Genomic DNA, 11,043 nt, shown 5'->3' on the forward strand with positions numbered 1-11,043 from the left:
CCCCACCACCCTGATACCAGAGAACTAGAATTCTCATCACTTCAGGTTGACTTCCCCTCCGACTTGCGCCTCCACCGGGGCGTCGCCCGTTTTCCACACATTCTGTGGATAACCCTGTTCACAACCTCTCAAAAAGGTCGCTGGAACGCCATGAATAGCGGCACCGCCTTAGATTGGTCAATTTTTGACCTACTGTAAGTCATTGAAATAAAAGACTTATATAAGAAAGCCAGCAACCAAGCGGGTTGGCACCGCGCCTATGCACAGCTCTGTCGCCCTAGGCGGACCACGTGGACAAGTCAAGGAGATTTCGCGTCGAAATCGGCACGATTCGCCACCCGGAAGGAACCGGTACGGCAGACACGACGAAAGTAGCCAGGCAGGCTAGATAGCCGGCTGGTCATGAGAAAGTATTAAGGGGGAAAGATCGGAGGTGGCGTCCCATAGGGGGTTCGAACCCCTGTTACCGCCGTGAAAGGGCGGTGTCCTAGACCACTAGACGAATGGGACGCAACGTCTTGCGAAGAGATGACTGCCATCTGAGTCGATGGTGGAGCCTAGCGGGATCGAACCGCTGACCTCGACACTGCCAGTGTCGCGCTCTCCCAGCTGAGCTAAGGCCCCGTTCTCTCGAAGACGGGGCGTATGTTACTGATAAGCCCCGCCTTCGTCAACAGGAAATCACGCGAGTTCGCGAAATTCCTTCTCGAAGCGCTTGGCCTGCTTCTTGGAGACGCCGCCCAGCACCTCGATGGCGTGGCGCAGCCGCGCCCGGGTCACGTCGGAGCCCAGGATCGCCATGGCGTCCATCACCGAGGTGCTCGACGAGGAGCCGGTGACGGCGATGAACACCGGCGCCAGGAAGGCCTTCATCTTCAGCTCGAAGTGCGCCGCCAGCGCCTTGACCTCGCCAAGCAGCGCCACCTTGTGCCAGGCCGGCACGAGCTCGAAGCGCCACACCAGGAACTGCAGCAGCTTCAGCAGCTCCTCGCGGGAGAGCTTCACCGCATCGAAATCCTCCTCCGCGATCGCGGGCAGGCCCGAGAAGAAGTGCCCGGCCAGCGGTGCCACCTGGGAGAGTGTCTCCACACGGGGGCGCACCTGGGGCAGGATCTGGCCGACGTACTCCTCGTTGAAGGCCCACTCCATCAGCGCCTTGAGCAGCGCCGCGTCGTCGAGGTCCTCGCGGATGTAGACGCCGTTGAGCCAGGTGAGCTTGTCGAGGTCGAACACCGGACCGCCCAGCGAGACCCGCTGGATGTCGAAGTGGGCCATCATCTCGTCGAGGCTGAACTTCTCGCGCTCGTCGGGCATCGACCAGCCCATGCGGCCGAGGTAGTTGGTCACCGCCTGGGGCAGGAAGCCCATGCGCCGATAGTAGTTGATGGAGGTCGGGTTCTTGCGCTTGGAGAGCTTCGACTTGTCCGGGTTGCGCAGCAGAGGCATGTGGCAGAGCACCGGCATCTGCCAGCCGAAGTACTCATAGAGCAGCTGATGCTTGGGCGCCGAGTTGATCCACTCCTCGCCGCGCAGCACGTGGGTGATGCCCATCAGGTGATCGTCGACCACGTTGGCCAGGTGGTAGGTCGGCATGCCATCGGACTTGAGCAGCACCTGGGCATCCACCTGGGCCCAGTCCACCTCGATCACCCCGCGCAGCATGTCCTCGACCACGCAGGTGCCGCTGGCGGGCACGTTCATGCGCACCACGTAGGGCCAGCCCTCCTGCTCGCGACGCGCCTGTTCCTCGGCGGGAAGCGCCAGGTCGGCGGGCTTCAGGGCCAGGTGCATGCCGGCCGCCTTGCGCGCCTCGCGCAGCTCGTCGAGCTCCTCGCTGGTCCGGTAGCACTTGAAGGCGTGGCCGGAGGCGATCAGCTGGCGGGCGTACTCGCCGTAGATGTCGCCGCGCTCGCTCTGGCGATAGGGGCCGTGGGGGCCACCGACGTCGGGGCCCTCGTCCCACTCGAGCCCCAGCCAGCTCAGGGAGTCGAGGATCATCTGTTCGGACTCGGGCGTCGAGCGCGCGCGGTCGGTGTCCTCGATGCGCAGGATGAACTGGCCGCCGTGCTGGCGAGCGAAACAGAGGTTGAACAGGGCGATATAGGCGGTGCCCACGTGAGGGTCGCCGGTGGGTGACGGCGCGATGCGAGTGCGTACGGTCATGTCGTCCTAGGTCCTGTCGATGGAGGGAGGCCGCCCTGACATGGCGGGCGAATGGCCGCATTATACGCACCTGGCCAGCGCCGGGCAGCCGTGGCCGGGAATCATTCCCCGGCGGCGCGGTCCACGCTGAACCCGACCTCCGGCAAACAAGGAATGCCATGCTCACGCGACTCCCCGACGACTTCACCGCCGTGGTCACCGGCGCCTCCGGCGGCATCGGCAGCGCCGTGGTGGACGCCCTGCTCGAGAGCGGCCGCCCCGGCCGGGTGATCGCCGTCAGCCGCGGCGGCCATCCGCACCCGGATCCCCGAGTCGACGCCCTCGCCCTGGACCTGACCACCGAGGAGGACGGCGCGGCCCTGGCCCGCGCCCTGGACGGCGCCCCCGTGCACCTGGTGTTCAACGCCATCGGCATGCTGCACGACGAACGCCTGGGCATCGGCCCGGAGAAGAAGCTCGACGACCTGGACGCCGACGCCATGGCCCGGCTCTACCACGTCAACGCCATCACCCCGGCGCTGCTGCTCAAGGCGCTGCAACCGAACCTCAAGGGGCGCCATCCGGCGCTGTTCGCCAGCCTCTCGGCGCGTGTCGGCTCCATCGGCGACAATCGACTCGGCGGCTGGTACGCCTACCGGGCCAGCAAGGCCGCCCATAACATGCTGATGAAGACCGCCGCCGTGGAGCTGCGCCGCCTCAATCCCCAGGCGGCGATCGCCTGCCTGCATCCCGGCACCACGGACACGCCTCTCTCGGCGCCCTTCCAAGCCCGGGTGCCCGAGGGCAAGCTGTTCACCCCGGCCTTCGTGGCCGAGCGGCTGCTCACCGTGCTCGAGACCTGCACGCCCGACCAGAGCGGCATCTTCCTCGACTGGGCCGGCGAGCGGGTGGCATGGTGACGCGGCGGGGATTAGGGCAGAATTACCGTTGATCCTCGTTATTGCTCGGCAAAACCCGAGCCTGGAAGATCCACATGACGCTTTTTGACCATAGGATGACGTAATGGAAACACTCGGCCCGCGCATCAAGAAACTTCGGCTGGAGGCCAAGCTCAACAAGGCGGCCCTGGCACGCAGGGTCGGGGTGTCAGACGTCACGATCTCCTACTGGGAATCGGGCGCCATCAAGCAGATCGGCCATGAACGCCTGGTCGCCCTGGCCCAGGCGCTCAACTGTCCGCTGTCGCGGCTGCTCGAGGACGAGGGATCCCATGCCTCGCCGCTCTACCTGCGCCGCCAGCTGCCGCTGCCCTGGCAGGACGGCAAGCAGCGGGTCATCGAGCTGCCGATCGAGATGGTCCCCGGGCAGCGCTGGGACGGCGACTGCCACCTGGTAACCCCCGCGCCGGGCGAGCCGTTCGATTTCCTGATGGAGGGCGACCTGGTGGCCATCGCGACCAGCGACATCTTCCGCCAGCCCGGCCTCTACCTGATCGAGGACGACGGCGAGCTGGCGATCCGGCGGGTCACCCAGGGTCCCACCGGGGAGCTGATCTTCCAGCGCCAGGACAGCGATGAGCTCATCCCCTACGCGCCCAGCTGCCGACTGATCGGCAAGCTGGTGGCGCACTGGCGCGCCCAGCCGCTCTGAGCCGCTACTCGATCTCCATCACCTCCACGCGATCCTGGGTGCGGCGCGTCTCATCGCCGATCAGGAAGCGCTTGGTGTAGCGGGCCACCTGCCCCAGGCCGTGACGCGACTGCTCGACCAGCGGCCCCTGAAGGTGCTCGTTCTCCTCGCCCAGCCGCTCGCGCACCGCTGCCGGCTGCACGCTGCCCTCCTGCACCTCGACCACCACCAGGTAGTCGCCATCGGGCAACCCGCTGCCGGGGCCGAAAGGCCCGGCCACAAAGCCGCCCTCGGCCACCGACACCCGCTCCCGCCAGCGCACCCCGCTGAGCTCGCGCTCCACCAGCACCTGCAGGCGGGTATCGGCGGGCAGGTTGGTCTCGCCCTCGACCGTCAGGCGCCGGTCGCTGCCCAGGCGCGAGGTGACATCGATCGTCACCGGCTCCTCGAAGGGGGGCACCGCGGGGGTCGGCTCCGGCGCGGGCTCGGAAGTCGGCTCCGCCATCTCGGCCACCGGCTCCGGGTCGTCCGGCGCACTCGCCGCCTCCTCCTCGCTGCCGCCGCAGCCCGCCAGCCACATCAGCATCACGCCTGCCCCGATCGCTCGACACCACGCTGTCATGCACGCCTCCCGCCTCGTCGATGAGTGACCAGACTATCATTCCCGGTCCTGACAGGAAGGCTCATGAACGCTCCGCGCAGTCGCGGCAGAGCGTCGTGTAGGGCAGTGCCCGCAGCCGACCCTCGCCGATGGGCTCGCCGCACTGCTCGCAGGCGTCGCCCTCCCCCGCCTCGAGGCGCTTCAGCGCATGCAGCACCTGGCGCAGCTCGTCTTCCGCCTCCTGCTGGAGGGCCTCGATGACCTCGTCATTCACGACCTCGGCCGACTGGTCCTCCGTGTCCTTGTCCAGCGGACCGCCCTTCTGCTCCTTGTGGGCCTGGTAGCGATCGAACCGCTCGATCAGCTCCTCGCGCAACGCTTCGAGTTCCTGCTTGCGATCCGCCATGACAGCTCTCCTTTCCTCGCGTCGTGAGCGCACCGGCTTCGGCGGCCGGCCTCGCTCGGCTTCCATCGTCCGGGCCTATCCCCGAGCGTCGCCACCCTCACCGCTCGGCGTCCGGCATCGTGAGGGCTCGCCGTGCGCAGCGCGATGGGTGGCCCGCCGGATGGCCCGCCGGATGGCCCGGCTCGATGGTCCTTGTTGATCGACCCTGTTTATCGACCCTTGCTTAATAGCCCTTCCTTGATAGTCCTTCTTTATAGCAGAGCGTTCCCGCCCCGGACGCTGATGCGGATCACGCCCCGGCGCGTCGAGCATCTTCGGGCTTCCGCCCTAGGCCATGTCCAGGGCGTCGTATCCCGCTTCGGTCAACGACAGCCGATCGGGCGCCTCGTTCCCCCGGTGGCGCTCGACCGTGATCAGCCCCTCGGCCTCCAGGGCGTCGATGTCCTCCCGCAGTGCCTCCTCCAGGCTGTCGTCGCCGGGATGGCCGAAGGGCGCGGCCAGCACGCCGCCGTGCTGCAGCACACGAGCCAGCAGCTCTCTCTGGTGGTCGGTAAGATCGATGCTCATCGCTTCCCCTCCTGTGCGTGGATGTCGATCGAGGTTTCGTACGGCCAGTATGGACGACACTCGCCCCACGAGGGCCGGCAGGCCCGTGGCGGCCGGGCGACTGCACGGCGAGCCGCCACGGGAGTTGACGCCGACCGCCAACCATGACACCTTGTGTCCAGTTGGTTAGCAAGATGCATATTGTCAGTAGTAGTCGAATCCTTTCGGTTGTCTGGTTATATCCCCTTGTTTTACCCACTAGCATTCGGGGCTACACCCGGTAATTTCGTATCCGGCGCATCGCGCCAAAGAAAGGAGTCATGACATGGCTACTGGCACTGTTAAGTGGTTCAACGACGCAAAAGGCTTTGGCTTCATCACCCCGACCGACGGTGGCGATGACCTCTTTGCCCACTTCTCCGAAATCAAGGCTGAAGGCTTCAAGTCCCTCCAGGACGGCCAGCAGGTCTCCTTCGACGTGGTTCAGGGCAAGAAAGGCCTGCAGGCTTCCAACATCGAAGCCATCTGATCTCCGATCAGACAGACCTCATCTAGCCGCAAGGCTACGAGCATCAAGGCCCGCTGACGCGGGCCTTGGTGTTTCTGCGTGTCCGATTCCCCCGCATGAGCCGACCCTCTCTCCTCCGGCCGCGGCCGGCCGCCTGACTTGGCACGACAACGCCGGTCCACATGGCTCCGGCTCGCCTGACCGGCAGCCCCCTCTTCGCCCCTCCCCCCATTGCGACGCCTGGCTTGCCCAAGCACACGACGAAGGAGCCTGCCTGAACCTCGCTTGCCCCTGCCCGTTCATCCGGCAGGACCCGACCTTCAGTCCGCCCGTCGCACCGTTGGCATCGTCGTTACAGCACAGCCCCCGTCGTCAATCGCCTACATCCACGCCCCGGCACTGAGCGTACCGTTGGGACTAACAGGGAGGACTGGACGATGTCGGAGATCACCATCATGCCGGCCCCGATGCGACGCTGGGTGACGATGTGCCCATGCGGGGCCTCCGAAATCCGCGCCGAGGAGGGACCACGCTGGAGGATGTTCACGCTGAGGAAGCTCGAGGAGAAGCGCTACCACATCCACTGCCATGCCTGTGGCCATGCCAACGAGCAATGGATCGGCTAGGCGTCGAGAGGCGCGATCAGTTGCGCATCGTCCTGATCGGGACGGTTCACCCGCGGGCTCACCGGCCAGTGGATGATCCGCCCCGCCGCCAGATGATGCACCACTCCACGAATCGTCTCGCGGTCGGTCAGGTGCGGGTCGAGTCAGGGCGCCAGGCTCGTCTCGTCCAGCACCACCGGCATGCGGTCGTGGATCTCGTGCGCCACGCCGCGGGCCGGCTCGGTCAGGATGGCGCAGCCGGGCCTGCCGTCCGGCCGAGCGCTCCAGATGCCCGCCAGCCAGAGCGGATCGCGATCTTCCCGGCACAGGAAGTACGGCTGCTTACTGCCCTCCAGTGGCCGCCACTCGTACCAGCCATCCGCCGGCACGAGGCAGCGGTGATGGGCGAAGGCCCCGCGGAAGTAGTTCGAGGTGGCCACCTTCTCGACGGTGGCGTTGATCGGCTCCGGCGCGCCCTCCCTGGCCCAGTGCGGCCGATAGCCCCACCACGCCTCGTCCATCGACAGCGGCGCGTCATCGCTCGGATGACGCACCACCGTGATCCAGGTGCCCGGCGCCACGTTGTAGCGCGGCGCGACTTCCCCGGCCGCCTCCAGCGGCAGGCGCAGGGCCCGGGAGAGCCGGGGCGTGGCGCTGTAGAGCGCGAAACGACCACACATGGATCACCAGCATTCGGATACTCTGCTTCACTGTAGACCCGCCGGCAGCCTGCCGTGTCGTTGCCCCCGAAGCGCGCGCCCGCCGATCGCCCCGGGGTTGGGCAGAAAGTGATCAGGGCTGGTAGACTATGCGCCATCCCGACCGACACCCCCGTGATGCCGATGCAAGCGCTCGACCGCACCTTCTCCGTGGCCCCCATGATGGACTGGACGACCCGCGACTACCGCGCGTTCGCCCGTACCCTGACACGCCGCGCCCTGCTCTATACCGAGATGGTGACCACCGGCGCCATCCTGCACGGCAGCCCGCGCTCGCGTTTCCTGGGATATGACGAGGTCGAGCATCCCCTCGCCCTGCAGCTCGGCGGCAGCGACGCCGGCGAGCTCGCCGAGTGCGCGGCCATCGCCGAGGCGTGGGGCTATGACGAGGTCAACCTCAACGTCGGCTGCCCGAGCGACCGGGTGCAGAACAACTTGATCGGCGCCTGCCTGATGGGCCATCCGGAGAAGGTCGCCGATGCCGTGCGCGCCATGCAGGCGGCGGTGTCGATCCCGGTCACCGTGAAGTGCCGCATCGGCATCGACGACCAGGACGAGGATGCCGACCTCTCGCGCTTCATCGCCACGGTGGCCGACGCCGGCTGCGACACCTTCATCGTGCACGCCCGCAAGGCGTGGCTCGAGGGGCTCTCCCCCAAGGAGAACCGCGACGTGCCGCCGCTCAACTACCCGCGGGTGCACCGCCTCAAGGCGAGCCGCCCCGAGCTGCACATCGGCATCAACGGCGGCATCAAGACCCTGGACGAGTGCCGCGCGCAGCTCGACCACGTCGACAGCGTGATGGTCGGCCGCGAGGCCTACCAGAACCCCTGGCTGCTGGCCGGCGTGGACGCCGCCCTCTACGGCGAGCCGGGCCCGGCCGAGAGCCGCCACGCCGCGGCCCGCGCGCTGCGCCCCTACATCGCCCGCCGCCTCGACGAGGGGGCGAAGCTCAACCACGTCACCCGTCACCTGCTGGGCCTCTTCCAGGGCCAGCCGGGCGGGCGCAAGTTCCGCCGCCACCTCTCCGAGAACGCCCATCGCGAGGGCGCGGGCCTGCAGGTCTTCGACGACGCCCTGGGCCTGGTCGCCGAATGCGAGACGGCCGAGGTGGCTTAAGGCCTCCGCCCTCGCCACCGAGCCACTCCCTCTGAAACGCGAAACGGCGCCGATCGCTCGGCGCCGTGGTCGTATGGGGGCTCACAACATTGAAGAGGAGCGGCCGGGACGCTCAGTAGAGTGCGTCGGGGGGCGGCTCGAGGCTCGACTGGAAGTCCTCGATGGCGCTCTCGGCCTCCTCGATGGCGTCGAAGCGGGCGATATGGAAGAGCGCCTCGCCCTCGTTGGCCAGCGGCAGTCGGCTCATGCCGATGACGATGCCGTCCGCCACCGCGCGCACCTCGCCCTCGGCGTTGCCGAAGGGGTCGGCCACGCGCCCCAGCAGCTCGCCCTTGGCCACCCGGGCGCCGAGGCGCACCTTCGGGCGCAGGATGCCGTCGATGGGCGCCCGCGCCCAGCTCGAGCCGTTGGCCACCTCGGCGGCCGGCACCGGGCGGCGGCGATGCTCGCCGGTCAGCATGCCGAGCCGGCGCATCACCCGCAGCACGCCCCTCACCCCCGGGGTGATCGCCCACTGGTCGAAGCGCAGTGCCTCCCCCGCCTCGTAGGTGAGCACCGGGATGCCGCGGTTCTGCGCGTAGTGGCGCAGGCTGCCCTCGCGCAGGTCGGCGTTGAGGATCACCGGCGCGCCGAAGGCGTTGGCCATGCGCTCGGTCTCGCCGCCGGGGACGAGCTGGGCGCGGATCTGCGGCAGGTTGGTGCGATGGATCGCCCCGGTGTGCAGGTCGATGATGTGGCTGGCCTGATCGACGATCTGCTCGCGGAACAGCGCCGCCACCCGGCCGCCCAGCGAGCCCGACTCGCTGCCCGGGAAGCAGCGGTTGAGGTCGCGCCGATCCGGCAGGTAGCGGCTGTGCTGCACGAAGCCGAAGACGTTGACGATGGGCACGCCGATCAGCGTGCCGCGCAGCCCCTGGAGCTGCTTGGAGCGCAGCAGGCGGCGCACGATCTCCACGCCGTTGATCTCGTCGCCGTGGATGCCGCCGCAGACCAGCAGCACCGGCCCCGACTGCCGGCCATGCACCACCTCCAGGGGAATGTAGAGCGGCGCGTGGGTATAGAGGCGCGCCACGGGCACGTCGATCTGGGTGCGCGATCCCGGCGCCACCCTGGTGCCGGCGATCTCGAAGGGGGAACGGGCCATGTGGCGCTCCTTGCATCACGAAACGGTGTTTTCAGGCGTTTCTTATACGCTCCTGGCCCGTGGAAGACGAGCCCGATGGCCCGCTCCGCCGATTACATATCCATACATACATGAATGTAAAAGGCGGGCCACTCGGGTAGAATATGGAAAACCGTGACACTTTGAGAGCCCCGCCATGGCCAGACGCACCAAGGCCGAAGCCGAAGCCACTCGCGAGGCACTGCTCGACGCCGCCGAGGAGGTCTTCTTCGATAATGGCGTCGCTCGTACCTCGCTGGAACAGATCGCCCGCCACGCCGGCCTGACCCGCGGCGCGGTCTACTGGCACTTCAAGAACAAGGCCGACCTCTTTCGCGCCATGCTCGACCGGGTGCGCATGCCCTTCGAGGAGCTGGTGGCGGAGACCGGCGCCTCGCATGCCTCGCCGCTGGAGACCGTCCGCCTGGGCTTCCAGCAGAGCCTGCTGCGCCTCGAGCAGCCGCGCTACCGGCGCGTGCTCGCCATCCTGATCCACCGCTGCGAATTCTTCGGCGATATCGATCCCTGCGCCATCCAGACCGAGATGGCCGGCGAATGCCTGGACGCGCTGGGCGGCTACTTCGCCGATGCCCACCGCCTGGGACTGCTCAAGGAGGGGCTCGATCCCGAGATCGCCACGCGCCTGGTGCAGGCGATCCTCAGCGGCCTCTTCCACGACTGGCTGCGCGATCCCGACGCCTACTCCATCTACGAGCGCGGCATGGTCCTGGTGGATGCCCAGCTTTCGCTGATCGGCCGCGACCAGGCCAAGGCGGCCTGATCGCGAGGTGCTGGCCCCTCAGGCCGAAGAACCGTTGTGCTGGCTGGCGCCGTGCAGCAGGTGCAGCCGCCTGAGTCGCGTGCGGGCATCCAGGTAGTCGCCTTCGGGCACGGCGCGGTAGCGACCGTCTCGCGGCAGGTACTTCACCAGCACCCGATGTTCCCCGACCCGTGGCGCGTCACCCGATTTGGTGGCGAGGCGCACCTCGTGGCTCGGGTCGCTCTCCAGCACCGCCATCACTTCGTCGCCGGACACGGCGGTGAGGCGCACGGGCTCCCCGAGCAGGCAGCGCGGCAGGCGCTCCGGGCCGCCGGGGCGCCGCCGGTGGAGCCGCCGATGCAGTCGCTGGCAGAGCCAGGCCGCCAGCGGTGAGGCCAGCGCGAATGCGCCCCACATCACCAGGATCCCCAGCGGGATGCGAAAGAAGCCCAGCGGCAGCCAGCGCAGCACCGCGAGCTCCACGACCAGCGTCAGCAGGCCCGCCAGGCCGATCAGCAGGGTCAGCGACAGCGAGACCGGCACGCCGATGAACCCCAGCGAGACCAGCGCGCTGGCCAGGGTATCGTTGCGCAGGCTGTCGTGCTCGAAGAGCTCGACCGGTGCCAGGCGCAGCGCCACCAGCAGCCAGTAGCCGGCGACCAGCGCCAGCAGCGCGACGAAGATCACCACGGGGAAGCTCAGGGCGAGCTCGATGAGGGTATCCATGCGGCGTACCTCCCGATAATACTTAGCCGACGAATGAGTCTTCTTCTCCCATCCTAGACCATCGCGAGGGCCCGTTCCTGATCCGAATCAAGGATGCATTCGCACATCCTTATAAAAAACGGCGGTCGTCATCGATGTAAAAAAAGGGCGCCCCGTGGG

At 67.6% G+C, this 11,043-nt stretch carries 13 protein-coding genes and 2 tRNA genes; 6 read left to right on the forward strand and 9 right to left on the reverse strand.

Translation table 11 applies throughout. The annotated features are described in order from the left end of the window. Positions 1-434: 434 nt before the first annotated feature. The 3 genes from C9F13_RS03415 to gltX all read right to left on the reverse strand — a co-directional run bounded on the left by C9F13_RS03415 (position 435) and on the right by gltX (position 2,163). Positions 435-510 (reverse strand) — tRNA-Glu (locus C9F13_RS03415). A gap of 38 nt (positions 511-548) precedes the next feature. Further along, a tRNA-Ala gene (locus C9F13_RS03420) sits at positions 549-624 on the reverse strand. Between the two features lie 57 nt (positions 625-681). Next, entirely contained in the window at positions 682-2,163 is a 1,482-nt protein-coding gene (gltX, locus tag C9F13_RS03425; protein WP_108444807.1) for a glutamate--tRNA ligase, read from the reverse strand. Positions 2,164-2,321: 158 nt separating this feature from the next. On the opposite strand from gltX, the gene C9F13_RS03430 reads away from it, so the two are divergent. Together C9F13_RS03430 and C9F13_RS03435 are read left to right on the forward strand one after the other, a co-directional pair. Next, positions 2,322-3,062, forward strand: coding sequence for an SDR family NAD(P)-dependent oxidoreductase (locus tag C9F13_RS03430; protein ID WP_108444808.1), 741 nt, complete (start codon positions 2,322-2,324; stop codon positions 3,060-3,062). 103 nt (positions 3,063-3,165) lie between these two features. Beyond that, on the forward strand, positions 3,166-3,753 hold the full coding sequence (locus tag C9F13_RS03435; protein ID WP_108444809.1) for a helix-turn-helix domain-containing protein: 588 nt from the start codon (positions 3,166-3,168) through the stop codon (positions 3,751-3,753). 4 nt (positions 3,754-3,757) lie between these two features. On the opposite strand, the gene C9F13_RS03440 is transcribed toward C9F13_RS03435, so the two are convergent. The 3 genes from C9F13_RS03440 to C9F13_RS03450 all read right to left on the reverse strand — a co-directional run bounded on the left by C9F13_RS03440 (position 3,758) and on the right by C9F13_RS03450 (position 5,306). Next, positions 3,758-4,354, reverse strand: a complete 597-nt coding sequence (locus C9F13_RS03440; protein ID WP_108444810.1) for a hypothetical protein — start codon at positions 4,352-4,354, stop codon at positions 3,758-3,760. 61 nt (positions 4,355-4,415) lie between these two features. Continuing rightward, the gene (locus C9F13_RS03445; protein ID WP_108444811.1) at positions 4,416-4,739 is read right to left on the reverse strand and encodes a TraR/DksA family transcriptional regulator; all 324 of its coding nucleotides are present in this window, start codon (positions 4,737-4,739) and stop codon (positions 4,416-4,418) included. A gap of 327 nt (positions 4,740-5,066) precedes the next feature. Next, positions 5,067-5,306 carry a hypothetical protein gene (locus tag C9F13_RS03450; protein ID WP_108444812.1) on the reverse strand — a complete coding sequence of 80 codons (240 nt, stop codon included), beginning with the start codon at positions 5,304-5,306 and terminating at the stop codon, positions 5,067-5,069. A 304-nt stretch (positions 5,307-5,610) separates the two neighbouring features. Between C9F13_RS03450 and C9F13_RS03455 the strand changes: the two genes are divergently transcribed. Together C9F13_RS03455 and C9F13_RS03460 are read left to right on the forward strand one after the other, a co-directional pair. Next, complete coding sequence (locus tag C9F13_RS03455) at positions 5,611-5,814, forward strand: cold-shock protein (RefSeq protein ID WP_089847775.1); 204 nt, start codon at positions 5,611-5,613, stop codon at positions 5,812-5,814. Positions 5,815-6,230: 416 nt separating this feature from the next. Next, complete coding sequence (locus tag C9F13_RS03460) at positions 6,231-6,419, forward strand: hypothetical protein (RefSeq protein ID WP_108444813.1); 189 nt, start codon at positions 6,231-6,233, stop codon at positions 6,417-6,419. 143 nt (positions 6,420-6,562) lie between these two features. On the opposite strand, the gene C9F13_RS03465 is transcribed toward C9F13_RS03460, so the two are convergent. Next, complete coding sequence (locus C9F13_RS03465) at positions 6,563-7,078, reverse strand: SOS response-associated peptidase (protein WP_245888693.1); 516 nt, start codon at positions 7,076-7,078, stop codon at positions 6,563-6,565. A gap of 162 nt (positions 7,079-7,240) precedes the next feature. Here C9F13_RS03465 and dusA point away from each other — a divergent pair, with 162 nt between their 5' ends. After that, the gene (dusA, locus tag C9F13_RS03470; protein ID WP_108445338.1) at positions 7,241-8,236 is read left to right on the forward strand and encodes a tRNA dihydrouridine(20/20a) synthase DusA; all 996 of its coding nucleotides are present in this window, start codon (positions 7,241-7,243) and stop codon (positions 8,234-8,236) included. 112 nt (positions 8,237-8,348) lie between these two features. Here dusA and C9F13_RS03475 read toward each other — a convergent pair whose 3' ends face one another. Continuing rightward, complete coding sequence (locus C9F13_RS03475) at positions 8,349-9,380, reverse strand: succinylglutamate desuccinylase/aspartoacylase family protein (RefSeq protein WP_108444814.1); 1,032 nt, start codon at positions 9,378-9,380, stop codon at positions 8,349-8,351. 175 nt (positions 9,381-9,555) lie between these two features. Here C9F13_RS03475 and C9F13_RS03480 point away from each other — a divergent pair, with 175 nt between their 5' ends. Next, positions 9,556-10,179, forward strand: a complete 624-nt coding sequence (locus tag C9F13_RS03480; RefSeq protein ID WP_108444815.1) for a TetR family transcriptional regulator — start codon at positions 9,556-9,558, stop codon at positions 10,177-10,179. An 18-nt stretch (positions 10,180-10,197) separates the two neighbouring features. Here C9F13_RS03480 and C9F13_RS03485 read toward each other — a convergent pair whose 3' ends face one another. Continuing rightward, positions 10,198-10,884, reverse strand: coding sequence for a hypothetical protein (locus C9F13_RS03485; protein WP_108444816.1), 687 nt, complete (start codon positions 10,882-10,884; stop codon positions 10,198-10,200). Between the last annotated feature and the right edge of the window lie 159 nt (positions 10,885-11,043).

The sequence above is a fragment of the Halomonas denitrificans genome (assembly GCF_003056305.1).
GTDB classification, from domain to species: domain Bacteria; phylum Pseudomonadota; class Gammaproteobacteria; order Pseudomonadales; family Halomonadaceae; genus Halomonas; species Halomonas denitrificans.

Bases quoted from the DNA above. Each gene is read 5' to 3' on its own strand.
- gltX (WP_108444807.1), bottom strand. From the start codon at position 2,163: ATGACCGTACGCACTCGCATCGCGCCGTCACCCACCGGCGACCCTCAC.
- C9F13_RS03475 (WP_108444814.1), bottom strand. From the start codon at position 9,380: ATGGCCCGTTCCCCCTTCGAGATCGCCGGCACCAGGGTGGCGCCGGGA.
- C9F13_RS03465 (WP_245888693.1), bottom strand. From the start codon at position 7,078: ATGTGTGGTCGTTTCGCGCTCTACAGCGCCACGCCCCGGCTCTCCCGG.
- C9F13_RS03460 (WP_108444813.1), top strand. From the start codon at position 6,231: ATGTCGGAGATCACCATCATGCCGGCCCCGATGCGACGCTGGGTGACG.
- C9F13_RS03485 (WP_108444816.1), bottom strand. From the start codon at position 10,884: ATGGATACCCTCATCGAGCTCGCCCTGAGCTTCCCCGTGGTGATCTTC.
- dusA (WP_108445338.1), top strand. From the start codon at position 7,241: ATGCAAGCGCTCGACCGCACCTTCTCCGTGGCCCCCATGATGGACTGG.
- C9F13_RS03450 (WP_108444812.1), bottom strand. From the start codon at position 5,306: ATGAGCATCGATCTTACCGACCACCAGAGAGAGCTGCTGGCTCGTGTG.
- C9F13_RS03440 (WP_108444810.1), bottom strand. From the start codon at position 4,354: ATGACAGCGTGGTGTCGAGCGATCGGGGCAGGCGTGATGCTGATGTGG.
- C9F13_RS03430 (WP_108444808.1), top strand. From the start codon at position 2,322: ATGCTCACGCGACTCCCCGACGACTTCACCGCCGTGGTCACCGGCGCC.
- C9F13_RS03435 (WP_108444809.1), top strand. From the start codon at position 3,166: ATGGAAACACTCGGCCCGCGCATCAAGAAACTTCGGCTGGAGGCCAAG.
- C9F13_RS03455 (WP_089847775.1), top strand. From the start codon at position 5,611: ATGGCTACTGGCACTGTTAAGTGGTTCAACGACGCAAAAGGCTTTGGC.
- C9F13_RS03445 (WP_108444811.1), bottom strand. From the start codon at position 4,739: ATGGCGGATCGCAAGCAGGAACTCGAAGCGTTGCGCGAGGAGCTGATC.
- C9F13_RS03480 (WP_108444815.1), top strand. From the start codon at position 9,556: ATGGCCAGACGCACCAAGGCCGAAGCCGAAGCCACTCGCGAGGCACTG.